Raw genomic sequence first — 23,706 nt, 5'->3', positions numbered from 1 at the left:
GATCTCTGTCGATGCCGAAGATCGACGCAACTGCCCGATGCGGAAGATCGACGCGGAAGATCGACGCACAGAGTCGACGTGGAAGAAGAGGTGACCGCATGACCGTCACTCAGCGCAGGGGTCGGAAGATCATGATGACCCCGGGCGAACTGGACGAGTTCCTGACCACCCAGCGCACCTGCCGTGTCGCGACGGTGTCGACGGACGGCACCCCGCACGTGAGTGCCCTCTGGTTCGTCTGGGACGGCACCTCGCTGTGGCTGTACTCCGTGGTACGCAGCAAGCGCTGGACGGAGCTGCGCCGCGACCCGCGGATCGCCGTGGTGATCGACACCGGCGAGGAGTACGGGGAGCTGCGCGGCGTCGAGCTGTCCGGCACCGTCGAGTTCGTGGGCGAGATCCCGCGCACCGGTGAGCTGTGCGCCGAACTAGACGTCCCCGAGACTCTGTTCACGCGCAAGAACTTCGGTCTGGAGGAGATGCCGCACGACGGGCGCCATGCGTGGGCGCGCCTGACCCCGACGGCGATCGCCTCCTGGGACTTCCGCAAGCTGCCGCCCCTGTAGGACTCGCCCGGGCCGTCACCCCGGCCCAGGGCCGGCGGCTCGGTCGGCGCTCAGCCGACGCTCTCCCCCGCCGCCCGCAGCGCCGCGACCGCCGCCCTGATCGACGGGCGGCGGTCGGCGTCCGCCCGCCACACGACGTAGACATGGCGCCGCACCCGCTGGCGAAGCGGCACCGTGAGGACGCCCTCGGGCATCGGATGGCGTCCGAGCAGCGGCGCGATGCAGACACCCAGCCCCGCGGCGACCAGGCCGAGCTGTGTATGCGTTTCCGCGGCGCGATGGCCGATGTGCGGCTCGACGCCCTTGGAACGCAGCGTGAACATCAGCCACTCATGGCAGAACTCGCCCTCGCCCCAGGTGATCCACTCGTCCTCGGCGAACTCTTCGAGATCGACCTCCGCCCGGTCCGCGAGCCGGTGCCCGACGGACATCGCCACATCGGCCGGATCGTCCAGGACCGGGGCCTTGACCAGGCCGTCCGGCAGCGCCATCGGCTTGTTGTACCAGTCGAGCACGACCGCGAGGTCGAGATCGCCCCGCACCACGCCCGCGACCCCGGCCTCGGGCTCCAGCTCCCGCGAACGCACCCGCAACCCGGGGTGGTCGGCGCGCAGCGCGGCGAGCGCGGCGGGGAACAGCCCGCGCGCGGCGGTCGGGAACGCGGAGAGCCGCAGCTCGCCGATGACCTGCCCGCGCTGCGCCTCCAGGTCGGACTGAGCCAGCTCGACCTGCGACAGGATGCGCGCGGCATGCTCCGCGAGCAGCCGCCCGGCGTCCGTGAGGCGCACCCCCCGCCCGTTCTTGGCGAGCAGCTGCTGCCCCACCTCACGCTCCAGCTTCGACATCTGCTGGGAGACGGCCGAGGTCGTGACGTGCAGTCCCTCGGCCGCTCCGCTCACCGAACCGTGCCGGGCGAGGGCGTCGAGGGTACGCAGGCGCTCCAGGTTCAACATGTAAGTAATACTACGAGGTACCGCTCGAAAAATCTCGCTTGTGCTACGAGATTGCTGTGCTTCATCGTGGACCGTATGAGCTCCGTCGCCACTCCTCGAAGCGCCACCGCCGATGCCACCGTCGATGCGACCGGCAACGCCACCACCGACCCGGCCTCACTCCGCCGCCTCGCCCTCGACTGGCGGATCCGCTTCGGCGCCCTCGCCCTGATCTGGGGTTTCAGCTTCCTGCTCATGAAGGTCGGCACGGAGGGCTACGCACCCTTCCAGGTCACCCTCGGGCGGCTGGTGTTCGGGACGGCGGTGCTCGCGGTGGCGATGGCGGTGAAGGGGGAGCGGCTGCCGCGCGGCGCACGCACCTGGGGCCATCTCGTGGTCGCGGCCTTCCTGCTCAACGCGCTGCCGTTCTCGCTCTTCGCCTACTCCGAGCTCACGATCCCGTCCACGCTCGCGGGCATCTGCAACGCGACCTCGCCGCTGTGGGGCATGGCGCTGTCCCTGGTCGCTCTCTCCGAGGACCGGCCGACCCGCCGCAGGGTCGCCGGTCTGGGCATCGGCTTCATGGGCGTTCTGACGGTCCTCGGCGTCTGGCAGGGCTTCCACGGCCTGGACGCCGCGGGCACGGCGATGGCTCTGCTGGCCTCGCTGAGCTACCCGATCGGCTGGATCTACGTCCGGCGCACCTTGGCCGGCACCACTCACTCGCACCTGTCGATGACCGGCGCCCAGCTGCTCCTGGCCACCGCCCAACTGGCCTTCGTCACCCCGCTGTTCACCACCCTGCCGAGTCACTTCCCGGTCGTTCCGCTGCTGGCGATCGTCGTCCTGGGAGCCCTCGGCACGGGCCTGGCCATGCTCCTCCAGTACGGCGTGGTCGCGGAGGTCGGTCCCACGACGGCCCAGATGGTCACGTACTTCGTCCCGGTCATCGCCACCGCCGCGGGTGTGGCGATCCTCGGCGAGTCGCTGACCTGGTCGACGCCCGTCGGCGCGGTGATCGTGCTCGCGGGCGCGGCGCTCACACAGACCAGAGCCCGCCGCTGACTCGGCCGCGGCGACGCACGCGTCGAGCCCGAGCGCGTACGAGGCAGACGCACCGGCGCACGGGCTGACGTCCCCGCGGTTCAAGCCAGACCCATCCGTCGTACGGGTCGGACGAACGACATACGGGTGAGGCGACTGACATACGGGGAAGGCGACTGGCGTACGGGCGAGACGACCGGCGTACAGGTAGGACGACCGGCGTACGGGTCAGACGTACCGGCGTACGGGCGCCGAGCCGATGGCCGAGGCGACGGCGTCCGCCAACGGCCCGATGTCGTGCGGCGTGAGGGTCGAGACGGTGATCCTGATCCCGGGCGGCGCGTTCATCCGGAAGCGCGCCCCGGGCGCGACGGCCCAGCCGGCGTGCAGCAGCCGCGCGACCGCTCCGGTCTCGTCCGGGACGGGAACCCAGACGTTCATGCCGCTGCGCCCGTGCGCCTCGATACCGCGCTCCTTGAGGGCGTCGATCAGCGCCTCCCGGCGCCGCCCGTACGCCGCCGCCACGGCCCGGACGTCCACCGCGCCGCTCGTCCACAGGTGCGCGACGGCCCGCTGCAGCAGATGGCTCACCCAGCCGGGCCCCAGCCGCTGCCGCCCATGCACCCGATCCACGGTGACGGGATCCCCCGTGAGCAGGGCGAGTCGCAGGTCGGGGCCGTACGCCTTGGCCACGGAGCGCACCAGGACCCAGCTGTGCGTCACCCCGGCCAGGGGGTGCAGCGGCACGTCGACGATCCGATGCCCGTGGTCGTCCTCGACGAGCAGGACCTCCGAGTGCCGCTTGAGCACGGACCGCAGGGCACGCGCGCGTGCGGCGCTCACCGCGGCACCGGTCGGGTTCTGCGCCCGGTCCGTGACGATCAGCGCGCGGGCCCCGCCCTCCAGGGCACGTCGTACGTCCTCGGTAAGCGGACCCTCGTCGTCGACACGCACCGGAACCGTACGCAGTCCGAGTGCCGGGACGAGGTCCAGGAGACTGCCCCAGCCGGGATCCTCGACGGCCACGGTGTCCCCGGGCTTGAGATGGGCCACCAGCACGCGCTCGATGGCGTCGAGTGATCCGGAGGTGACGACGACCGGCCCGTCGGGCACCCCGTCCGCGTCGAGGTCGGCGCGGGCGAGCCGGGCCAGCCCCGGTTCGACGGCCGCCTCCCCGTACAGCACGGGGTCCCGGTCCGACCCTCCCGCCGCCACCGCGAACGCCTCGGCGAGGCCGGGCAGCAGGGCGCGGTCGGGGTTGCCGTCCACCACGTTCCGCACGCCGTCCGGCACCTCGATCCGGATGTACTCGCGTCCCGTCGTGGCGGGCTTGGAGCGGACCCGGCTGCCGCGCCGGCCCGCCGTCTCGATGACCCCGCGCTCGCGCAGGGTGCGATAGGCGGCGGCGACGGTATTGGGATTCACCCCGAGCTGTTCGGCCAACTCCCGCATAGGCGGGAGCAACTGACCCGGTTCGAGCGCTCCGGCGCCCACCGCACGCTCGACGCTCGCGGAAATGTCTGCTGCACGACGGCCTTCGATTCGGTACTCTCCTAGCACAAAGCAGATTATGCACTAGTGCAATGGAGGACGCAATGGCGGACGCGATGCCGGAGACAACGACAGGGACGACGACACAGACAGAAACCCGACCGGGGACGACGCGGCCCGCTGCCTACACGCCGACCGACCGCACCGTCCCCACCCGCTCCAAGGAGCGTGCCGTGTACGACCACGAGCTGGTCCACGCGGTACTGGACGAGGGCTACGTCTGCCACCTCGGCTTCGTCCGGGACGGCGCCCCGGTCGTGCTCCCCACCCTGTACGCCCGGGCCGGCGAGCGCCTGTACGTGCACGGCTCGACGGGTTCGCGCCCGCTGCGGATGACCGGTCAGGCCGACCCCGGGCTGCCGGTCTGCCTGACCGTCACCCATGTCGACGGCCTGGTCCTGGCCCGGTCCGCCTTCCACCACTCGATCAACTACCGCTCGGTGGTGGTGCACGGCATCGCCCACCAGGTGACCGACCCGGAGGAGAAGCGCCGGGCCCTGGACGCGCTGGTCGACAGTGCCGTCCCCGGCCGCTCGTACGACTCCCGCCCGGCCAACGCCAAGGAACTGGCCGCCACGGCCGTGATCCGTCTCGACCTGAACGAGGTCTCCGCGAAGCTGCGCACCGGCGGCCCGAACGACGACGCGGAGGACCTCGGCCTCCCCCACTGGACCGGAGTCGTCCCCCTCACCAAGGGACACGGCACCCCGATCCCCGCCGACGACCTGGCCCCCGGCATCGAACTCCCCGACTACCTGACAACCCCGTGACCACCTGACATCCCTGTGAGGGTGTCTCAGACGAGCGCCCGCTCCTGCTCGGGCACCCCGCGGGTATCACCCCGGGCGCTCCTCGCCTCGGCCACCGCCAGCCCGGCGACCGCGCCCAGCATCAGCAGGGTGCCCGCGAGCGTGGCCACGGACAGTCGCTCGCCGAGCAGCCCGACGGCCAGTACGGCCGCGCTCACCGGCTCCAGAAGCATGATCACGGAGACGGTCGCGGAGCGGACGACGGCGGCGCCCGCGAAGAACAGGGCGTAGGCCAGTGCCGTGGGAACGGCGGCGATGTACGCCAGCAGAACCAGCACCTGCGCCGGGCGGGCGGCGTGCGGGACCAGCCCCTCGGCCAGACCGAGCGGCAGCAGGCAGACAGTGGTGACGGCGAACGCCCACACCGTCGCGCCGGACCCGTCGACCCGTCCGGCGCGGCCCCACCAGCGGGTGAGCAGTGTCATCGTGGAGTACCCGGCCGCGGACACGACCGCGAGCACGACGCCCCAGGGACGCACCGTCGCGCCCCCGCTGCCCAGCACCAGCACCCCGAGCCCGGTGAGCGCCCCGACGACGGCGACGGCGCCGCCGCGCCCGAGCCGCTCCCCCAGGGTCAGCCGCGCGCCGAGCGCGATGAGCACGGGTCCGGCGCCCAGCGTGACGACGGTCGCCACCGCCAGCCCGGTGGCCTCGACGGCGGCGAAGTAGGCGGTCTGGAAGACGGCGAGCCCGCAGCCCGTGACGCCGATCCGCAGCGCCTTGCGCCGGAGTGGCTCCCGCACGACGGGCACGACCGGCCTGCGCCGCCGCAGTCGCGCGGCGAGCAGCAGGACGAGTCCGCCCGCACAGCGCCAGAAGGAGAGGGCGACCGGCCCCATGTCACTGGCCCGGTAGACCAGTGACGCGGCCGCGCCCGCGGTGCCCCAGGCGGCACCGGCGACGATCAGATAGAGGAGACCTCGCCCGAGGGACAGGCCGGAAGCAACACCGGAAGCAGCGTTCGGCACGTGTTCTCTCCGCAGATACACAGGTGCGCGCATGCACAGAAGGCAGATGCGCGGAAGTTCGGGAAGGGACCGCGTCGCAGTCCGTGCCGGGTCGGCAGGGACGTACGGAAAGGTCCTCGGACTTCTTCTGCGGGCAGCGCCGTTCCCCCGGCGACTCGGCCGGGCGAGGATTACGGAAGGCCCGCCTCAGGCGGCGGGAGGCGGCAGAACGAGCGTCGAAGGCATGGTCAGCACCCTAGACGGCGGTCGTAGGGGCCGACAACTCCCGTTCGGCGCCCTTGCCGCCGCCCGCGACCGGGCCGTCCGAGGGTTTCACGGGCGCCGACGACTGCGCGATGAACGCCCCCATCAGCACCACCGCGCCGCCGACGATCTGCGGCGCCGAGAGGTGCTCACCGAGCAGGACCCAGGCGAGGACGGTCGCGATGACCGCCTCCAGGCAGGCCACGACGCCCGCGACCTGCGGAGAGAGCCTGCGCACGGAGAGCACTCCGGTGACGTACGCGACGACGGTGGCGATCAGCACGATCCAGGCGAGGAGCAGCGCGGCGGGGACGGACGTGCCGTTCATGTCCGCGCCGCCCCCGAGCACCGACCAGTCCATGGTCCAGGGACGCGCGACGACCGTCAGGACGAGGGCACCGGCCAGCATGCCGTACGCGATGACACCGAGCGGGTCCGGTGCCTCGGCGCCCGCGTCGCTGCCCTGGTCGGACAGGACGAAGTAGCCGACCTGGCAGCAGGCGGCGCCCAGCGCGAGCAGCAGCCCCACGGAGTCGAAGCTCAGCCCCGACCACACCTGGACGACACAGGCCAGTCCGCCGACCGCGAGGACGACCCCGAGGGCCGCGGCGCGCGTCACGGGACGGCGCTGCACGAACCGCACCCAGCCGAGCACGAGCGCCGGCGCGAGGTACTCGACGAGCAGCGCGACGCCGACGGGGACACGGGAGATCGCGGCGAAGTAGCAGGCCTGGACACCGGCCACGGCGAGCAGTCCGAACCCGGCGAGCAGTGCGGGCCGCCGGCGGACGAGTGCACGATGGCGTACAGCCAGCGGCAGCATCAGCAGGGCGGCGCCCGCGGCTCGCAGCCACACCACGTGGAGCGGGTCGAGACCCGCCTCGATCAGCGGCTTCGCCGCGACACCCGATCCGCCGAAGGCGACCGCCGACGCCAGGGCGAGGCCCAGGCCGACGCCCTTTCCACGGTTGCCCTGACTGCTCTGAGACGTATGCACCGGCACATGATGACAGGCGACGACATGAGCGTCACCCCCGATGACACCTGTCTCAACGGCTGGACCGGACGACCGGACGCGACAGCCGGACCGGACGCCGGACACGATGGCCGGGCCCGGCAACCGAACCGGACGGCCGAACCGGACAGTCGGACTCAGTGGCCCTGCTCGCCGCCCCCGGCGTACCCCTCGAATTCGAAGTCGAACTCATGTGTGCCCTCGGCATCGAACGACGCTTCGAGCGCGGCCTCGATCCGCAGCAGCAGCGCCCGGGCGTCGACACCGGCGCGCCCGAGAACCTCGACGGCCCGCGACTGCGGGTCGGAGACGATCCCGGCGAGCAGATCAAGACAGCGGGCCCGCTCGTCGCCCCGCAGTTCGGCCCGCCCGCAGGCCCCCTCCATGGCACCGGACGCCGCGGGAGACCAGCCCGCCTCGGCCACGACGCGCACGGCGCCGGAGTCCTCGACGGCACTCTGCCAGCGCAGGCCGTAGCCGATGCTTCGCTGCACGAGATAGCCGAGCAGCCGGGCGACCTGCGGGGCGCCGTCGAAGACGGCCCGCACCCGCGGATCCGCCTCCAGCAGCGAGTGCAGCAGATGCGCGGTGTCGATCTGCCGGTCCCCGTCCCGCAGCGCCCGCCTGCGCGCACCGGAGACCACCGAGGCCAGCTCGGCACCGAGCCTGGCATCGAGTTCCGTGCGGGGGGAGCCGCTCTCGGCGGCCGCTTGCTGAGGAATACGCGGTGACACGACCCCCACCCCATCAGTTTCTTCGGTGCTGGGCATCCTCGGTGCGCAGCATTTTCGCGTCCGACACTGGGTGGGCATCCGTGCGTACGTTCTCCTCCTTACGGATGACTTCGCGTCGTTTTCCCCCTGGGGCGTGCACCGCCCCGCTGCGGCTCTCGTCCCTCACGGACATGGAGAGCAGGTGCTGGCTGGTGGCCCTGACCGCGGTCGACGGCAGGCAGTACGTGTACCGGATGTACGCCCCCGCGAACGCACTGCTCGCCGACCTGTTCTGGGAAGCATGGCACTGCCACGACGAGGGGCCCCACCCGCGCGCGTGGGACCTGTTCGGCGCGACGGTGAAACGACGGGTGGGCTGACGCCACCTCCACACTTTCTGACGGTTCATCAGTATTGAATGTTTCGGGCACCCCGGATACGTTCCGCGACACCGTAGCTGCGCCGGGCGCAGCGCCCGACACGAAGGGGTGGTCGCATGGCCGAAGTCAGCGCGGAAACACGTATCGAGGCGCCCGCCGACAAGGTGTGGGCGCAGCTCACGGACTTCTCCTCGTACGGGAAGTGGAACTCGACCCACACCAATTTCCCCAAGGGCGGCCCCACCTCACTGGAGGTGGGCGGCACCTTCGCGGAGAACATGAAGCTCATGGGATTCCCGGCCGAGGTCGACTGGACCATCGAGGAACTGGAGCCCGCCCGCCTCCTGGCCATCCGCGGCAAGGGCCCGATGGCGGTGACCGTCGCCACCCGCTACACCCTGACCCCCGACGGCGACGCCACATCGGTGCGGATCGACGGGGAGTTCACCGGCGCGGCCGTCTCCCTGATGGCCGGCAAGCTCAAGGACTCGGCGACGGCCGCCCTCAACGAGTCCTTGCGCAAGCTGGGCGGACTGGTGACCTGAGTCCGGCACCCGGTCCACGACTCGTGCCTGATCCGGGACATGCGCCTGGTCCATGACCCCCACCCAGCCCCCGTACGCGGAAAGGCGCCCCGCGGAGACACTTCCACGGGGCGCCGTCACGTACCACAGCATGCCCGTCAGTCCTCGTCGGCGAGGATGAGGTACAGCTTCTTGCGGGCTTCGTTGATGACCGCCAGCGCCTTGTCGCGCTGGTCCTTGCTGCCGGTCTTCCAGACCTGACCGAAGGCCTCCATGAGGCCGAAGCCGGCCTGCCGGATCTCGTGCAGCGTCTCCCAGTCGACCCCGCGCCCGGCCTCTTCCCAGGGCGCGTCGGGGCCGGCGTCGGCCGTGGCGCGGCCATCGTCGGTGAGCGAGAACAGATTCTTGCCGCCCTCGGCCGCGCTCGCGATGAGGCCCTCGTCCTCCAGCAACTGGAGGGTCGGGTAGACCGAACCGGGGCTGGGCTTCCACGCCCCGCCGCTGCGCTCGGCGATCTCCTGGATCATCTCGTAGCCGTGCATGGGCCGGTCCTTGAGCAGGGCCAGGATCGACGCGCGTACGTCACCGCGCCGCGCCCTGCCCCGCGGTCCGCCGCGGCCACCGCGCCCGCCCCAGGAGCCCGGGCCGAAGCCGGGTCCACCGAAACCGAAGCCGGGGCCGCCAGGGCCACCGCCCGGACCTCCCGGCCCGAAGGGCCCGAAAGCCCCGCGCCGCCCCTCGAAGCGGCTCCGGTCACGCGGGCCGGGCCCGCCGTGCCGCCCATGGCCACGCTCGAATCCAAATTCCTGTCCTTGGGAACGCATCGCCATCACTCCATTCATTCGTTGATCGGTCGCGATGCTTCAACGATATATCGGAATAGCTCGCCTGACAACCCCAGGTTCCGCAGCCCGGGTCCGACCCGGGCTGCAGCGCTCTGGGCAGGACATTCCGTCGAGGCGAGAATCGGGGCATGGGGGATCAGGGCATGGGGGATCAGGGCATCAGGGATGTCGGTTCGTGGTCGCTCGACGAGTCCTGGGACTGGGTGACCGAGACGGCGCGTCTCGGGGACGCCTCGGTCCGGGACCGCCCGTCGTGGGTGCCGCCCGTCGAGGAGGAACTGGTGCGGGCCGCGCGGGCCGGCGGGCTCAGCCAGTGGCACCCGTTCACCAGCCACAACCACCTGAGGTTCAGCACCGAACCACCCACCTTCACCTCCGCGGACGTGGATGCGGACGTGCTGGTCCTGCCGGGTTCCGTCTCGTTCGACAAGGGCGGCCCGGACGGCAGCCCCGTCTTCCGAGTGTGGTCCGGGCTCCTGATGGGCACTCCCGACCCCACACTCGTCCTGACCACGCCCGACGCCTCCATCGCCGTCACGGCCCTGGAGCGGCTGCTGACCGGGGACAGCCCCGACGAGTGAAGCGGGGGCGCGGCGGTCGCCGACCAGCGACCCGCACCGCCCGCGGAGGGTCCAGATCCCCGGGATTGGCCTTGTCCCGCGGCCCGCTCGGGCCACTAGCGTCGGGGCATGCGGATTCGAATCGTCGACGCCTTCACCGACCGTCCCTTCACCGGCAACCCGGCCGGAGTCCTCCTCCTGGACTCCGACGCCTTCCCGGCGGACGCCCGGCTCCAGAGCGTGGCCCTGGAGGTCAACCACGCGGAGACGGCGTTCGCGCACCGCCTCCCCGAGGGTGGTGCCGCCGACTGGGCGCTGCGCTGGTTCACGCCGGTCGCCGAGGTCGCGATGTGCGGGCACGCGACCCTCGCCACCGCACACGTCCTGCGCACCACCGGCGCCCACACGGGACCCGTGCGGTTCGCCACCCTCAGCGGCGTCCTCATCGCCACGCCCCACGAGGACGGCTCTCTCACGCTGGACTTCCCCACCGCGCCGCTCACCCCGGTCGGGCTCCCGGACGGCGTCGCCGAGGCCCTGGGCGCCGAGCCGCTCACGACCTTCGACACCGGCCCGAACATCGGCGACCTGCTGATCGAGGTCGCCGACGAGAAGACGGTCCGGGGACTCGTCCCCGACGTCAAGGCCCTCGCCCGGTACTCCGAGCGTGGCATCATCGCGACCGCCCGCGCCGAAGACCCCGCCCAGGGCTACGACTTCGTCTCGCGCTGCTTCTTCCCGAACGTCGGCATCGACGAGGACCCGGTCACCGGCAGCGCCCACACCGCTCTCGCGCCCTACTGGTCCGAGCGTCTGGGCCGCCCCGACCTGACCGGCCTGCAGGCCTCCCCGCGCTCCGGCCTCGTCCGCACCGCACTGCGCGGCGACCGTACGCTGCTCACCGGCCGCGCGGTCACGGTGATCGACGGCGAACTGCTCGCGTAACGGCACACGAAAGGGGCGTACGAGAGTGTCGTACGCCCCTTGAGGACCCGCCTTGAGGACCCGCTCACGCGCTTGCTCAGGCAGTCGGCAGCCAGCTCACCTTCCCCGCCAGCAGCGCGTACCCCACGAACGCCCCGATGTCGAGCAGCGAGTGCGCGACCACGAGCGGTCCGACCCGGCCCCAACGCCGGTACAGACAGACGAAGACCACGCCCATCGCCATGTTGCCGACGAAGCCACCGAAGCCCTGGTAGAGGTGGTACGAGCCGCGCAGTACCGCACTCGCCACCAGCGCGGTCCCCGGCGTCCAGCCCAACTGCCCGAGCCGGCGCAGCAGATACCCGACGACGATGACCTCTTCCAGTACGGCGTTCTGCACGGCCGACAGGATCAGCACCGGGTACTTCCACCACACGTCGGGCAGCGCTTCGGGCACCACCGTGAGGTTGCCGCCGAACGCGCGGGCCGCCAGGTAGAAGGCGATCCCCGTACTGCCGATCACCGCCGCGATCGCGGCCCCGCGTCCGAGGTCCGGCCAGGGCCGCGTACGGTCGAAACCGATCACGCGCAGCCCCTCACCCTCCCTCAGCAGGAGATGCGCGACCAGCGCGACCGGCACCAGAGCCGAGGCGATTCCGAACAGCTGCCAAGCCAGATCCAGCCAGGGGCGGCCCGGCGCGGCCGAGGCGTTGAGGGTGGCCGCCTGATCCTTGAGCCCCCCCGGTTTGGTGACCGACCCGATAAAGCTGATCAGCGCCGACACTCCGCTCGCACCGAGCGAAAGGCCCAGAACGAGCAGAGTCTCGTCCCGGAGAATCCGTCGCGTCAGCCGCTTCTCGGGAAAAGAATCGGCCACCGACCCCGCCTCCACCTGCACTCCCGCCTCCAGTTGTGTAATCCGGCCTCATCCCCATCTTCGCCCCGCTAGGGTCTCGAAAGAAGTTGCGAAGATCGTGCGCGACAGGCCGTCGGGGGGACGGACGCCGTACGGGGCGTACCTCCCCTTTTTCTCTGCCTCACGGCTGTTTCTTACGGCTGCCTCGCGGCTCCGACTCAATCGCTCCGACTCGATCGCTCCAGCTCGAAGGCTCCGGCTCATACAGGGAAGGGCACCACCTTCATGGGACGTCACAGCTTGCCCGACGAGTACGGGGCGGGCGCGGCCGACCCCCGTCCACGCGCGCGCCGCCGCACGGTGGCCATCGCGACGGTGCTGGTCCTCACGGTCGCCGGGGGCACCGCGGTCGCCGTCCAGAGCGGTCTGCTCTCCTTCGGTTCGTCCTGCCGGGACAACGCCGTGCACCTCAAGATCGCCGCGTCCCCGGACGTGGCGCCCGCGCTGCGGGCCGCCGCCGACCACGCCCGCGACCAGAACATCACCTCCGACGGTCACTGCATCGCCATCACCGTGACCGCCCGCGAGTCGTACAAGGTCGCCGACGCACTGGAGGCGGGCAATACGTCCGACGCGCAGGTGTGGGTACCGGACTCCACCCTGTGGGTGGACCGGGTCTCCGGGAAGGGCAGGGCGACCGGGGTGGCCCAGGCGGGGAACATCGCCTCCTCACCGGTCGGCGTCGCGATGGTTCCGTCGGCCGCGAAGCCGCTGGGATGGCCCGGCAAGACATACACCTGGACCGAGTTGGCCGGCGCGTCGATGGCGAACGACCAGCTGAGGCTGGGTGCGGCCGACCCGGCGCGCAGCGCGACCGGTCTGCTCGCGCTGACCCGGTTGAGCACCGCCGCGGCCAGGACCAAGGACGGTGACACCCAGGCCGCGGCGATGGCGAAGGCGCTCTCGCAACGCACCTCCGACAGCGACAGCCAGGTCCTGGACACCCTCCCCCGCGACTCCTCCGGCACCGAGCAGGGCAATCCGAAGCGCAACCAGGCGCTGATCCTCTCCGAGCAGTCGGCATTCGCGTACAACTCCTCGGCCGACGGCGGCAATGGTCTCGACCTCTTCTACCCCAAGGACGGATCTCCGCGGCTCGACTACCCGTTCACGCTCGTCGACGAGGTGCGGCTGAGCACCGACCAGAACCGTGCGGCGCTGCGCTTCATGACGCTGCTGGGTGAGCCGGACGGGCTGCGGATCCTGGAACAGCACGGATTCCGCACGGACGACGAGAAGGTCTCGGCCGCGCTCGTCGCCAAGGCCGGCGGCCGCGCCCCGCAGCCGTTCGCGAGCGCCGCGGCCGAACCCGCCCCGGCCAAGGCGCTCGACGAAACCCTCGGCACATGGACGATCACGGTGCAGAGCGCCCGGATCACCACGGTCGTCGACGCCTCCGGGTCCATGGCGCAGCCCGTGCCGGGCACCGGCCAGACCCGTATGGACGTCACCAAGGCGTCCCTGCTGCAGGCGCTCGCCACCTTCACCCCGGAGGACGAGATCGGGCTGTGGAAGTTCTCCACCCGCCTGGACGGCGACCGCGACTACCAGGTGCTGGTGCCGACCGAACGCCTGGGCGACAGCACGCGCGCGGGCACGGGTACCCAGCGCGACAAGCTGTCGGCGGCCTTCAGCGCCCTGGAACCCGTCCCGAACGGCGCGACGGGCCTGTACGACACGACGCTCGCCGCGTACAAGGCGGCCACCTCCTCGTATGTGAAGGGGAAGTTCAACGCGGTGGTCCTGCTGACCGACGGCGCCAACCAGGACCCGGGAAGCATCTCGCGCTCGGCCCTCGTCACCCGGTTGCAGCAACTCACCGACCCGCAGCGCCCGGTGCCGCTGATCGCGATCGCGGTGGGCCCGGACGCCGACAAGCAGGAGGTCGAGGAGATCGCCAAGGCGACCGGCGGCTCGGGTCAGCAGGTCAACGACCCCGCGCAGATCCACGCGGTGATCCTCAAGGCCATCGTGGCGGCGAGCAGCCAGAGCCAGGGCTGACACCCACCCACCGCGGAGACACCGGCACCAACACCGGTTCCCCAGGAACGGACACCGACACCGGGCCACCGCCCCAAGAACAGACACCCGCACCGGGCCACCGCCCCAAGAACGGACACCGGCTCCGGCTCAGCCCAGCGGCACCGGCTCCGGCAGCCCCACCGGCCAGGTGTGCACCGGCTCGCCGAGGTGCATCAGCTCGCCGTAGCGCCGGGTGGTCGCCGCCAGCGCAGCGTCCCTGCCGAGGCCCTTCTCCAGCGCCTGATGGAAGGTGGCCGCCTGCCAGGTCGCCCCGTTGGCGCGCAGCCGGCACCGGTCCTCGATCACGCCCAGGTAGAAGTCCCGGTCGGCGGGCTCGACACCCCACGCGTCCAGCCCCCCGGCGGCGAGCGGCAGCAGCTCGTCCCGGACCAGGTTCACGGCCTCGACCCGGGTGGTGCCCCCGTACCGTCCGCGCCGCGGCCATTCCAGGCTCGCGTCGATGCCATGGCGGCAGGCCGCGTCGAAGTTGGCGGCGGCGGACTCGAACGGCAGCCGTGTCCACACGGGCCGCGGCTCCTCGGCGAGCGCCCGGACGAGCCCGTAGTAGAAGACCGCGTTGGCGACGACATCGGTGACGGTGGGCCCGGCGGGCAGCACACGGTTCTCCACGCGCAGGTGCGGGACACCGTCGGCGATGCCGTACACGGGCCGGTTCCAGCGGTAGACCGTGCCGTTGTGCAGCGCGAGTTCGGCCAGCCTGGGGATGCCTCCGGCGTCGAGGACCGCGAGCGGGTCCTCGTCGTCGCAGACGGGCAGCAGAGGCGGGAAGAAGCGCAGATTCTCCTCGAAGAGGTCGTACGCCGAGGTGATCCACCGCTCGCCGAACCAGGTGCGCGGCCGCACCCCCTGGGCCTGGAGCTCCGGCGGCCGGGTGTCGGTGGACTGCAGGAACAGCGGCGGCCTCGACTCGCGCCACAGCTCACGGCCGAACAGGAAGGGCGAGTTGGCACCGACGGCGACCTGCGCGGCGGCAACGGCCTGCGCCGCGTTCCACACGTCCGCGAAACGCGCCGGGGTGACCTGGAGGTGCAACTGCACGGAGGTGCAGGCGGCTTCGGGCGCGATCGACTTCGACGTACAGACCAGCCGCTCCACGCCGTCGATGTCGAGCGCGAAGTCCTCGCCGCGGGCGGCCACGATCTGGTCGTTGAGCAGGGTGTAGCGGTCCACGTCCGACAGGTTCGAGGAGACCAGGTCGTCGCGGTCGAGCGTCGGCAGAATCCCGATCATCACGATTCCGGCGTCGACTTCCCCGGCTTTTCGATGGGCATATGCGAGCGAGATGCGCAGCTCCTCGGCGAGCCGGTCGAATACCCGGCCACCCAATCGATGTGGGGCTATGTTTACTTCCAGATTGAACATGGCAAGTTCTGTTTGAAAGTCTCGGCTCGCAATCCTTTCCAGTACTTGCGCATTCATCATCCTGGGCATGCCGTCAGGTCCGGCGAGATTCAGCTCGATCTCCAGACCCATGAGATTCCTCGGACGATCGAACCGCTTCTCCTCCAGCAGCCGCGCCAGCCCCGTCAGGCACTGCCGGAGCTTGTCGCGGTAGCGCTGGCGATCAGACAGGCCGTACGGCCCTGCCACGACCTTCTCTCCCATCGAAGCGTCCCTCCTCGAATGGGCAGGCCGATCCTCCGGCCCCTGCTGTCCCGCAGGATGATGCCCAGGCAACACGATCGATAACGCCCTGTACAGCCTTGTCGACCGCTACGCTGGTACCCGTTGTCCAGAGGCACATTCACGGGGCATGGACCACAGCACACTTTCAGCCTGACACGATCTCGTGAAAAACGCCGACGAGAATCGGCCGACCGCTCAGGCGAAGTATTCCGAGGTCACCGTCGGGCGGTGACGCAAAATCGGGATGAACCTCTCGTTTCGTCGACCGAATACCGCCTTGCTCTTCATATTCGCGACGGCTAGATGAAACACCGTATGAACACGCGTCGTATAAACTCCGCGAACGAGGCAGAGAGTTGGCGCTCGCGGTCCGAGGTCCTGTCGTCGAGGTGACGTGCGGCAGGCGACACCCTGTCGGCAGATCCAGACCCCTCGCCCCTCCGACCCCGAGAGCTGACAGCGCCGTCCGCCCCCGCCCTCGCGTCACTGTGCCTGTCGAATGAGAGGCGACCCACCATGCCGCTGCATGTCCCCCCGGCTCCCGCGCCCGCCCTGCGCACCGTCCTCACGGCACTCGGTTCCCCCACCGCCGTCCGCGAGGCCCGTACCCCGTCCCTGCGCATGGCGCAGGGACCCGTCACCCCCGAACTCCCGCTGCCCGTACATGTCCTGGACCGGGTCACGCCGGCGGGCGCGTCGGCGGGCGCCTCGACCACCCGGCTCGCCGGGTGGCGCTTCCTGATCCGTTGCGGCGACCGCTCGGTGGCAGCCGCCGACACCATGCTCACCGCCGACGGCTGGGCCTTCTCGCACTTCTTCGAAGGCCCGTACATCGCGGCCACCGAGCGCGCCCTGCGCCAGGCCGAGAACATGAAGCAGCCGTACCAGCCCCGCCTGCTGTCCGTGCCCGAGCTCTACATGCTCACGCTGTGGCTGCACGGCGACTGCACCGCGGACGGCGCCGACGGACATCCGGCCGCCACCGACCTCCTGGTGCCGCTCGCGCCCGCCCCGCCCGGCATCGCCGCACACCGCCCGCACCGCGTCGCCGAACTCCTGCCGGTCCTCACCCACCGGCTCACCCCCGCCCCGCTGCTCAGCTCGCCCGCATAAGCGCTCGCCCAGGCACACACGCGCCGCTCGTTGCCCCGCCGCCGCTTCGCCGGCAGCGGGGCACGGTGCTGCCACGGTGCGTCCAGCCTCCGAGCGAGCCCCCGTCGAGCCTCTGAGCGAGCCCCCCGTCGAGCCCCCAGAGCCGGCCGCTCGTCGAACCCCGAACCGGGCCGCTCGTTCGGGCCCAGCAGCGCTCGTACGAGGGGAAACGCGCCCCCGGCTCCCCTCGGACTAGCCCCATCCGACCACCGCGAACCCCCCGAAGGGACCGTGCAGTTGGAATGAACCGTCCGCTCGGGTGATGCGTCTCCAACCTGTGAGGAGCGGTGCCGCGAAATCCCTGCGGATTGACGCCCGTAGGGCAACACTGGGTTCCAAACACACACCAACGGGGGGCGGCCATGAGTACTTCGAGCCGCGGGACAGACACCACAGCCATCACTCATCTCTCATCCCAGCGAAAGATCCCATCCATGTGCCAGCACCAGCCACCGTGTCCGACAGTCGAATCAGCCGACCGGGAGTCCGCCCGCCTCGTGGCGCACCACCCGGAGCAGGGATGGAGCCTGCTGTGCAACGGCGTGCTGCTCTTCGAGGACACCGGTGAGCTCCTGCCGGACGGCCAGATCATCGCCCCGCACCGCCCGCTGGGCAGCGAACACGTGATGACGGCCGCCTGAGCCGCACAACCGGGTGGCCGGACCAGCCGCCCAGACACACGAGGGGCCGGCCCGGAGACGTACTCTCCGAACCGGCCCCGACGCATGTCCGAGGGTGATCACTCCCCGTAGCCATCTACGTTCTGAGCGCTGATCAGTCCTCGTAGGCGTCCAGCGGCGGGCAGGAACAGACCAGGTTCCGGTCGCCGTACGCCTGGTCGATGCGCCGCACCGGCGGCCAGTACTTGTCCGCGGCCGAGACCCCGGCCGGGAACACGGCCTCCTCACGGGTGTACGCGTGCTCCCACTCCCCGCCGAGCGCGGCGGCGGTGTGCGGGGAGTTGCGCAGCGGGTTGTCGTCGGCCGCCCAGACACCCGAGCCGACCTTGTCGATCTCCGCACGGATGGCGATCATCGCCTCACAGAACCGGTCGAGTTCGATCAGGTCCTCGGACTCGGTCGGCTCGATCATCAGCGTGCCGGCCACCGGGAAGGACATCGTCGGCGCGTGGAAGCCGTAGTCGATCAGCCGCTTGGCGATGTCGTCGACGCTGACGCCGGTCGCCTTGGTCAGCGGGCGCAGATCGATGATGCACTCGTGCGCGACCAGTCCGCCCGGGCCGGTGTAGAGCACCGGGAAGTGCGGCTCCAGGCGCTTGGCGATGTAGTTGGCGGACAGCACCGCCACCTGCGTGGCCCGCTTGAGGCCCTCGCCGCCCATGAGACGGACGTACGCCCAAGAGATCGGCAGAATGCCCGCAGAGCCCCAGGGAGCGGCCGAGATCGGTCCCACACCGGTCTCGGGACCGGCCGCGGGCTGCAGCGGGTGGTTCGGCAGGTAGGGCGCCAGGTGCTCGCGCACACCGACCGGGCCGACACCGGGACCGCCACCGCCGTGCGGGATGCAGAACGTCTTGTGCAGGTTCAGGTGCGAGACGTCACCACCGAAGTGGCCCGGCTTGGCGAGCCCCACCAGCGCGTTGAGGTTGGCGCCGTCGACGTACACCTGCCCGCCCGCCTCGTGCACCTGCGCACAGATGTCGGCGACGTGCTCCTCGAACACACCGTGCGTCGAGGGGTACGTGATCATCAGCACCGCCAGCTCGTCGCGGTACTGCTCGATCTTGGCCCGCAGGTCCTCGACGTCGATCTCGCCGTCCTCGGCGGTCTTCACGACGACGACCTTCATCCCGGCCATCACGGCGCTCGCGGCGTTCGTGCCGTGCGCGGAGGACGGGATCAGACACACCGTGCGCTGCTCGTCGCCGTTGGCGCGGTGGTAGCCGCGTACGGCGAGCAGCCCGGCCAGCTCGCCCTGGGAGCCCGCGTTCGGCTGGAGTGACACCTTGTCGTACCCGGTGACCTCGGCGAGCCGCTCCTCCAGCTCCTGGATGAGGGTGAGATAGCCCTGCGCCTGCTCGGCGGGCACGAAGGGGTGCAGCTGGCCGAACTCGGGCCAGGTGACCGGCTCCATCTCGGTGGTCGCGTTGAGCTTCATGGTGCAGGAGCCCAGCGGGATCATGCCGCGGTCGAGCGCGTAGTCACGGTCGGACAGCCTGCGCAGGTAGCGCAGCATCGCGGTCTCGGAGCGGTACTGGTGGAAGACCGGGTGCGTGAGGTAGTCGTCGGTGCGCAGCAGCGCCGCGGGCAGCGTTTCCTCGGCGACGGCGTCCAGGGCCTCGATGTCACCGTCGACGCCGAAGGCGGTCCAGACGGCGCCCACCTGCTTGCGGGCGGTGGTCTCGTCGCAGGCGATCGACACATGGTCGGCGTCGACGAGGTGGAGGTTGACACCCTGGTTGCGCGCGCCGGCCACCATCTCGGCGGCCCGGCCCGGCACCCGCACGGTCAGCGTGTCGAAGTAGGCACCGTGCACGACCTCGACCCCGCCCGCCTTCAGGCCCTCGGCGAGGATCGTGGCGTACCGGTGCGTACGCCGCGCGATGGTCCGCAGGCCCTCGGGCCCGTGATAGACGGCGTACATGCCGGCCATCACCGCGAGCAGCACCTGAGCCGTACAGATGTTGCTGGTCGCCTTCTCGCGCCGGATGTGCTGCTCGCGTGTCTGCAGGGCGAGCCGGTACGCCTTGTGTCCGTCGGCGTCCACGGAGACGCCCACCAGCCGGCCGGGCAGGCTGCGCGCGAAGTTCTCACGCACCGCCATGTATCCGGCGTGCGGACCGCCGAAGCCCATCGGCACTCCGAAGCGCTGGGTCGTACCGACGGCGATGTCGGCGCCGAGCTCACCCGGCGAGATGAGCAACGTGAGGGCAAGCAGATCGGCGGCGACGGTGACGACCGCGCCGAGCTCGTGCGCCTGCTCGACGACGGGCTTCAGGTCGCGTACGGCACCGGAGGCGCCCGGGTACTGGATCAGCACGCCGTTGATCTCGCGCCCGGCGATCTCGGCCGGGATGCCCTCGCCCAGGTCGGCGACGACGACCTCGACACCGGTCGGCTCGGCGCGGGTCTCGATGACGGCGATGGTCTGCGGCAGGGCGTCCGCGTCGACCAGGAAGAGGCCCTTCTTGTTCTTACCCATGCGCCGGGACAGCGCCATCGCCTCGGCGGCCGCGGTGCCCTCGTCCAGCAGGGAGGCGCCGGAGGTCGGCAGTCCGGTCAGCTCGGCGACCACGGTCTGGAAGTTGAGCAGCGCTTCGAGCCGCCCCTGGGAGATCTCCGGCTGGTACGGCGTGTACGCGGTGTACCAGGCGGGGTTCTCCATGACGTTGCGCAGGATCACCGGCGGCGTGAACGTGCCGTAGTAGCCGAGGCCGATCATCGAGTCGAGCACCTGGTTGCGGTCCGCGAGGGAGCGCAGCTCGGCCAGTACCTCGGCCTCGGTGCGCGCGCCCGGCAGCTCCAGCGCCTCGGCGTTCTTGATGACGTCCGGCACCGCGGCGGCCGTCAGCTCGTCGAGCGAGCCGTACCCGACCTGCGCGAGCATCTTGGCCCGTGCCTCGGAGTCGGGCCCGATGTGGCGCTGTTCGAAGGGGATTCCCTGTTCGAGCACGGAGAGCGGAGTGCGGTGGGCGGTCATTGCGGAGGCCTCCTGGTCTGACGCGACCTTCGAGGGGCACCCCGGCGCGGGTACCCCGACGGCCTCCCCCTCTGTCATCTCAACCTGAGAGCTTCACCGGCCCGCCCGCTCGCTGCGACCCGGCTTTCACCGTCGGTGAGAGCGAGGGCCATCGACCCTCGCCCTGCTTTCCAGAGTGACCTCGTCCGTGCGGTACGTGAGCCTGAGAGATTCCGGGGAGGATTTGCTCCTTCGGCGCCTCCGATGGTGTCTTGGAGGACTCTCCCGCGCGGGGTCAGCAGCCGCCTGCCAGCCTACCAGCGAGGGCAACGCACGAGCTTTCGAGTGGCCACCTTCCTGAATGTGCTCTTTTGTAGTGCTTACGGATGAGTTGCCAGCGAATGGAGGGACCGTGCAGACCGACATCGATCCGCGCAACCTGATCGGCCGCAAGGCGCTCGACCGAAATGGCGCCAAGATCGGCACGATCGACGAGGTCTATCTCGACGACGCGACCGGCGTCCCGGAGTGGGCGGCCATACGCACCGGCCTGTTCAGCAGGGACGCCTTCGTGCCTCTGGAGCCCAGCGAAATCGTCGAAGGCACGCTGCACGTCCCCTTCGACCGAGCGCTGATCAAGGACGCCCCCGATTTCGGCGTGGGCCGCCATCTCTCCCCCGACCAGGAACTCCAGCTCTACCACCACTACGGCCTGGACGTAGCGCCCCCGCCGCCGCCCGCGGACCGGGACTTCGGCCGTCTGGCGGGCACGGACGAGGGTTGACCCGCCCCGAAAGGGGCGCGGGGAACCGCACGACCAGCCACAAACAACCCGCGGCGCCGAACCGACTTCACCCCTCACGGCGATCGCTGACCACCCCCACCACCAACGGCAACGGCTCCGCCAACTCCAACGCAACGTCATCCGTACGAAACGTCCGCACACGCCCGGGCTCGGAGTAGGGCGTCTCGAACCGCACGGTCACCCGCCCCAGCCCACTCCCCTGCACCCACCCGTGCCCGTACTCGACATGCCGCACGTCATGCCCGGCGGGCCACCGCCGCTCGGCGGGCGGCACCTGCTCGGCGCCCGGTTCCTCCTCGTCCGGATGATCCGGCACCGTCGACTCCTCCACGGCGGCCTCCGCCTCCGCGTGGGCCTCCGCCTGAGCTCTGGCCTGGGCGAACAGATCCTCCTGCGTGTAGTCGGCGAGCCCCGACACGCCGACCCCCAGCAGCCGTACGCCCCCGGTCGTGTCCACCGCCTCCAGAAGCCGGGCGGCGGCCTCCCCCACGACCGCCGGGTCGTCCGTGGGCCCCCGCAGCGTCTCGGACCGGGTCAGCGTCGAGAAGTCGTATCTGCGCACCTTCAGCACGATGGTCCGCCCGGACAACCCGGCATCCCGCAACCGCCGCACACACCGGCCGGCGAGCCGCTGCACCTCCAGGCCGACCCGCACCCGGTCGTGGATGTCCACGTCGTACGTGTCCTCCACCGACACGGACTTCGTCTCCCGCTCGGCGACCACGGGCCGCTCGTCCTGCGCCAGCGCCATCGCGTACAGCGCGTGCCCGTGAGCCTTCCCCAGCAGCCGTACGAGCTCGTCCTCGCCCGCCTCGGCGATCTCGTCGACCGTGGTGATCCCGGCCCGGCGCAGATGGTCCCCGGTCGCGGGCCCCACACCCGGAAGCGTCCGCACCGACATCGGCCCCAGCAGCGCGCGCTCCGTCCCCGGGTCGATCACCACAAGACCGTCGGGCTTGGCCTGCTCCGAGGCGATCTTGGCGAGCATCTTGGAGGCGGCGAGCCCCACCGATCCCGTCAGCCCCGTGACGGCCCGGATGTCCGCGCGCAGCTTCGCCCCCGCCAACCGCGCGGAAGCATCGTCCCAGGCCGCTTCGCCGGCCTCCAGATCGACGAACGCCTCGTCCAGGCTCAGGGGCTCCACCAGCGGCGACAGCGCCCGCAGCAGCCCCATCACCTGCTCGCTGATCTCCCGGTAGAGACCGAAGCGCGGCACGAGATACGCGGCGTTCGGCGCCAGCCGGCGCGCCTGGGCCATGGGCATCGCCGAGTGCACCCCGAAGACACGCGCCTCGTACGAGGCGGTGGCGACGACTCCGCGCGGTCCGAGCCCGCCCACGACGACGGCTTTCCCGCGCAGGCTCGGCTTGGCCGCCTGCTCCGCCGAGGCGAAGAAGGCATCCATGTCGAGATGCAGGATCGTTGGCGCGGTTCTCACATCTCCGATGCTGCCCTACGCCACTGACAATGCCTCTGCGGGCCTCAGACGGCCCGGTTGCGCCGGCGCGCCAACTCGTCCGCCGGATTGTGCCCGAGGAGCGTCTCTCCCGTGTCCACGCGCTCCCCGTGCAGCTGCGAGAGTGCGTTCTCGACGTCCCGCCACACCACGCCCACGGCGATCCCGAAGACGCCCTGCCCGCCCTGCAACAGGGCGTGCACCTCGTCGGGCGAGGAGCACTCGTACACGGTCGCGCCGTCGCTCATCAGCGTCATGCGCTCCAGATCCCGGAAGCCGCGCTCCCTGAGGTGCTGAACCGTGGTGCGGATGTTCTGCAGGGACACTCCCGTGTCGAGGAACCGCTTCACGATCTTCAGAACGACGACGTCCCGGAAGCTGTAGAGCCGCTGCGTCCCCGACCCGTAGGCGGGCCGCACGCTGGGCTCGACCAGACCGGTTCTGGCCCAGTAGTCGAGCTGCCGGTACGTGATACCCGCGGCGGCGCACGCCGTGGGTCCGCGGTAGCCGACCTCCTCGACGACCGCCCCTCCCTCTTCGGGCTCACCAGTCACCGCTGTCGGCCGCTGCGGAACGTGACCGGCCGCGCTGCCGTGAAGCGGGTACGGGCCACCCTCCCCCAGACTGCGTCCGGGGGCACCCCCAGCCGTACCGTCGCCGCTGCTTCTCACGCCGACCTCCGTCCTTGACCTGCCTCCTCGACGGTAGGCAGTCACCAGGGGCGCGTCAACGATCGCCACACTCGGCACGCCGAGTGATAATCACCCTAGGAGTGGTTTCCCGTGTCCCACCGCGGGGAAAGGCTAGCCGAATGCTCTCGGAGCGAGCCGCAGCGCGCCACACCGGCCCGGGGCAATTGCCGCTCGAAACCCCTCCGCTCCGAGGGTCTCTCACGGGGCGGTGCCACGCCTTCGACGACCCCGGATCCTCAATGGTCCTCGGTCCTCGAAGAACCCCGGAGTCCGATCGCCCACCCGGTGGACGACCGGTCCCGT

21 protein-coding genes, 1 pseudogene and 1 riboswitch are annotated in these 23,706 nt (G+C 70.8%); of the genes and pseudogenes, 11 read left to right on the top strand and 11 right to left on the bottom strand.

Annotated features, from left to right (window positions below; all coding sequences use genetic code 11):
* Positions 1 to 98 precede the first annotated feature (98 nt).
* The gene (locus RV986_RS43065) at positions 99 to 566 is read left to right on the top strand and encodes a pyridoxamine 5'-phosphate oxidase family protein (RefSeq protein WP_475922580.1); all 468 of its coding nucleotides are present in this window, start codon (positions 99 to 101) and stop codon (positions 564 to 566) included.
* Positions 567 to 616: 50 nt separating this feature from the next.
* Here RV986_RS43065 and RV986_RS43060 read toward each other — a convergent pair whose 3' ends face one another.
* The gene (locus tag RV986_RS43060) at positions 617 to 1,519 is read right to left on the bottom strand and encodes a LysR family transcriptional regulator (protein ID WP_475922579.1); all 903 of its coding nucleotides are present in this window, start codon (positions 1,517 to 1,519) and stop codon (positions 617 to 619) included.
* A 75-nt stretch (positions 1,520 to 1,594) separates the two neighbouring features.
* Between RV986_RS43060 and RV986_RS43055 the strand changes: the two genes are divergently transcribed.
* The gene (locus RV986_RS43055; RefSeq protein WP_475922578.1) at positions 1,595 to 2,563 is read left to right on the top strand and encodes a DMT family transporter; all 969 of its coding nucleotides are present in this window, start codon (positions 1,595 to 1,597) and stop codon (positions 2,561 to 2,563) included.
* A gap of 207 nt (positions 2,564 to 2,770) precedes the next feature.
* Here the strand turns inward: RV986_RS43055 and RV986_RS43050 are convergent, their stop codons facing one another.
* A complete protein-coding gene (locus tag RV986_RS43050; protein WP_475922577.1) occupies positions 2,771 to 4,102 on the bottom strand; it encodes an aminotransferase class I/II-fold pyridoxal phosphate-dependent enzyme in 1,332 nt (443 codons plus the stop codon).
* Positions 4,103 to 4,149: 47 nt separating this feature from the next.
* On the opposite strand from RV986_RS43050, the gene RV986_RS43045 reads away from it, so the two are divergent.
* Positions 4,150 to 4,863, top strand: a complete 714-nt coding sequence (locus RV986_RS43045; protein WP_475924644.1) for a pyridoxamine 5'-phosphate oxidase family protein — start codon at positions 4,150 to 4,152, stop codon at positions 4,861 to 4,863.
* 26 nt (positions 4,864 to 4,889) lie between these two features.
* Here RV986_RS43045 and RV986_RS43040 read toward each other — a convergent pair whose 3' ends face one another.
* From RV986_RS43040 to RV986_RS43030, 3 genes are all read right to left on the bottom strand, one after another.
* Positions 4,890 to 5,903: a DMT family transporter gene (locus RV986_RS43040; RefSeq protein WP_475922576.1), complete on the bottom strand. Its 1,014-nt coding sequence runs from the start codon at positions 5,901 to 5,903 to the stop codon at positions 4,890 to 4,892.
* A gap of 202 nt (positions 5,904 to 6,105) precedes the next feature.
* Entirely contained in the window at positions 6,106 to 7,116 is a 1,011-nt protein-coding gene (locus RV986_RS43035) for an EamA family transporter (RefSeq protein WP_475922575.1), read from the bottom strand.
* A 149-nt stretch (positions 7,117 to 7,265) separates the two neighbouring features.
* Complete coding sequence (locus tag RV986_RS43030) at positions 7,266 to 7,862, bottom strand: peptidase (RefSeq protein WP_475922574.1); 597 nt, start codon at positions 7,860 to 7,862, stop codon at positions 7,266 to 7,268.
* 170 nt (positions 7,863 to 8,032) lie between these two features.
* On the opposite strand from RV986_RS43030, the gene RV986_RS43025 reads away from it, so the two are divergent.
* Both RV986_RS43025 and RV986_RS43020 read left to right on the top strand, forming a co-directional pair.
* The gene (locus tag RV986_RS43025; protein ID WP_475922573.1) at positions 8,033 to 8,221 is read left to right on the top strand and encodes a hypothetical protein; all 189 of its coding nucleotides are present in this window, start codon (positions 8,033 to 8,035) and stop codon (positions 8,219 to 8,221) included.
* Positions 8,222 to 8,337: 116 nt separating this feature from the next.
* Complete coding sequence (locus RV986_RS43020; RefSeq protein ID WP_475922572.1) at positions 8,338 to 8,766, top strand: type II toxin-antitoxin system Rv0910 family toxin; 429 nt, start codon at positions 8,338 to 8,340, stop codon at positions 8,764 to 8,766.
* A gap of 137 nt (positions 8,767 to 8,903) precedes the next feature.
* Here the strand turns inward: RV986_RS43020 and RV986_RS43015 are convergent, their stop codons facing one another.
* A complete protein-coding gene (locus tag RV986_RS43015) occupies positions 8,904 to 9,569 on the bottom strand; it encodes a PadR family transcriptional regulator (RefSeq protein ID WP_475922571.1) in 666 nt (221 codons plus the stop codon).
* Positions 9,570 to 9,718: 149 nt separating this feature from the next.
* On the opposite strand from RV986_RS43015, the gene RV986_RS43010 reads away from it, so the two are divergent.
* Together RV986_RS43010 and RV986_RS43005 are read left to right on the top strand one after the other, a co-directional pair.
* On the top strand, positions 9,719 to 10,171 hold the full coding sequence (locus RV986_RS43010; protein WP_475922570.1) for a hypothetical protein: 453 nt from the start codon (positions 9,719 to 9,721) through the stop codon (positions 10,169 to 10,171).
* 108 nt (positions 10,172 to 10,279) lie between these two features.
* Positions 10,280 to 11,095: a PhzF family phenazine biosynthesis protein gene (locus tag RV986_RS43005; RefSeq protein ID WP_475922569.1), complete on the top strand. Its 816-nt coding sequence runs from the start codon at positions 10,280 to 10,282 to the stop codon at positions 11,093 to 11,095.
* Positions 11,096 to 11,171: 76 nt separating this feature from the next.
* Here the strand turns inward: RV986_RS43005 and RV986_RS43000 are convergent, their stop codons facing one another.
* On the bottom strand, positions 11,172 to 11,972 hold the full coding sequence (locus tag RV986_RS43000) for a CPBP family intramembrane glutamic endopeptidase (protein WP_475922568.1): 801 nt from the start codon (positions 11,970 to 11,972) through the stop codon (positions 11,172 to 11,174).
* A gap of 243 nt (positions 11,973 to 12,215) precedes the next feature.
* On the opposite strand from RV986_RS43000, the gene RV986_RS42995 reads away from it, so the two are divergent.
* Complete coding sequence (locus tag RV986_RS42995) at positions 12,216 to 13,991, top strand: substrate-binding and VWA domain-containing protein (RefSeq protein WP_475922567.1); 1,776 nt, start codon at positions 12,216 to 12,218, stop codon at positions 13,989 to 13,991.
* A gap of 129 nt (positions 13,992 to 14,120) precedes the next feature.
* On the opposite strand, the gene RV986_RS42990 is transcribed toward RV986_RS42995, so the two are convergent.
* Positions 14,121 to 15,638: a glutamate-cysteine ligase family protein gene (locus RV986_RS42990; RefSeq protein WP_475922566.1), complete on the bottom strand. Its 1,518-nt coding sequence runs from the start codon at positions 15,636 to 15,638 to the stop codon at positions 14,121 to 14,123.
* Between the two features lie 537 nt (positions 15,639 to 16,175).
* Between RV986_RS42990 and RV986_RS42985 the strand changes: the two genes are divergently transcribed.
* Both RV986_RS42985 and RV986_RS42980 read left to right on the top strand, forming a co-directional pair.
* On the top strand, positions 16,176 to 16,772 hold the full coding sequence (locus RV986_RS42985; RefSeq protein ID WP_475922565.1) for a hypothetical protein: 597 nt from the start codon (positions 16,176 to 16,178) through the stop codon (positions 16,770 to 16,772).
* A 473-nt stretch (positions 16,773 to 17,245) separates the two neighbouring features.
* The gene (locus RV986_RS42980) at positions 17,246 to 17,452 is read left to right on the top strand and encodes a DUF5999 family protein (protein ID WP_475922564.1); all 207 of its coding nucleotides are present in this window, start codon (positions 17,246 to 17,248) and stop codon (positions 17,450 to 17,452) included.
* Positions 17,453 to 17,585: 133 nt separating this feature from the next.
* Here the strand turns inward: RV986_RS42980 and gcvP are convergent, their stop codons facing one another.
* Positions 17,586 to 20,471: an aminomethyl-transferring glycine dehydrogenase gene (gcvP, locus tag RV986_RS42975; protein ID WP_475922563.1), complete on the bottom strand. Its 2,886-nt coding sequence runs from the start codon at positions 20,469 to 20,471 to the stop codon at positions 17,586 to 17,588.
* Between the two features lie 180 nt (positions 20,472 to 20,651).
* Positions 20,652 to 20,748, bottom strand: a riboswitch (glycine riboswitch).
* 114 nt (positions 20,749 to 20,862) lie between these two features.
* Here gcvP and RV986_RS42970 point away from each other — a divergent pair.
* Positions 20,863 to 21,234, top strand: a complete 372-nt coding sequence (locus RV986_RS42970; protein ID WP_475922562.1) for a PRC-barrel domain-containing protein — start codon at positions 20,863 to 20,865, stop codon at positions 21,232 to 21,234.
* On the opposite strand, the pseudogene RV986_RS42965 reads toward RV986_RS42970, so the two are convergent.
* A pseudogene (locus RV986_RS42965) lies at positions 21,156 to 22,693 on the bottom strand (DNA polymerase IV). The gene RV986_RS42970 and the pseudogene RV986_RS42965 sit on opposite strands and share 79 nt — an antisense overlap.
* Before the next feature lie 44 nt (positions 22,694 to 22,737).
* The gene (locus RV986_RS42960) at positions 22,738 to 23,382 is read right to left on the bottom strand and encodes a MerR family transcriptional regulator (RefSeq protein WP_475922561.1); all 645 of its coding nucleotides are present in this window, start codon (positions 23,380 to 23,382) and stop codon (positions 22,738 to 22,740) included.
* Positions 23,383 to 23,706 lie beyond the last annotated feature (324 nt).

The sequence above is a fragment of the Streptomyces sp. RLA012 genome, assembly GCF_056270325.1.
This window is presented reverse-complemented; position numbering and strand designations above follow the sequence as displayed.

Excerpts from the sequence above, each read along its gene's own strand:
- RV986_RS43065 (WP_475922580.1), top strand. The coding sequence starts at position 99 with ATGACCGTCACTCAGCGCAGGGGTCGGAAGATCATGATGACCCCGGGC.
- RV986_RS43060 (WP_475922579.1), bottom strand. The coding sequence starts at position 1,519 with ATGTTGAACCTGGAGCGCCTGCGTACCCTCGACGCCCTCGCCCGGCAC.
- RV986_RS43055 (WP_475922578.1), top strand. The coding sequence starts at position 1,595 with ATGAGCTCCGTCGCCACTCCTCGAAGCGCCACCGCCGATGCCACCGTC.
- RV986_RS43045 (WP_475924644.1), top strand. The coding sequence starts at position 4,150 with ATGCCGGAGACAACGACAGGGACGACGACACAGACAGAAACCCGACCG.
- RV986_RS43040 (WP_475922576.1), bottom strand. The coding sequence starts at position 5,903 with ATGCGCGCACCTGTGTATCTGCGGAGAGAACACGTGCCGAACGCTGCT.
- RV986_RS43025 (WP_475922573.1), top strand. The coding sequence starts at position 8,033 with ATGGAGAGCAGGTGCTGGCTGGTGGCCCTGACCGCGGTCGACGGCAGG.
- RV986_RS43020 (WP_475922572.1), top strand. The coding sequence starts at position 8,338 with ATGGCCGAAGTCAGCGCGGAAACACGTATCGAGGCGCCCGCCGACAAG.
- RV986_RS43015 (WP_475922571.1), bottom strand. The coding sequence starts at position 9,569 with ATGCGTTCCCAAGGACAGGAATTTGGATTCGAGCGTGGCCATGGGCGG.
- RV986_RS43010 (WP_475922570.1), top strand. The coding sequence starts at position 9,719 with ATGGGGGATCAGGGCATGGGGGATCAGGGCATCAGGGATGTCGGTTCG.
- RV986_RS43005 (WP_475922569.1), top strand. The coding sequence starts at position 10,280 with ATGCGGATTCGAATCGTCGACGCCTTCACCGACCGTCCCTTCACCGGC.
- RV986_RS42995 (WP_475922567.1), top strand. The coding sequence starts at position 12,216 with ATGGGACGTCACAGCTTGCCCGACGAGTACGGGGCGGGCGCGGCCGAC.
- RV986_RS42990 (WP_475922566.1), bottom strand. The coding sequence starts at position 15,638 with ATGGGAGAGAAGGTCGTGGCAGGGCCGTACGGCCTGTCTGATCGCCAG.
- RV986_RS42985 (WP_475922565.1), top strand. The coding sequence starts at position 16,176 with ATGCCGCTGCATGTCCCCCCGGCTCCCGCGCCCGCCCTGCGCACCGTC.
- RV986_RS42980 (WP_475922564.1), top strand. The coding sequence starts at position 17,246 with ATGTGCCAGCACCAGCCACCGTGTCCGACAGTCGAATCAGCCGACCGG.
- gcvP (WP_475922563.1), bottom strand. The coding sequence starts at position 20,471 with ATGACCGCCCACCGCACTCCGCTCTCCGTGCTCGAACAGGGAATCCCC.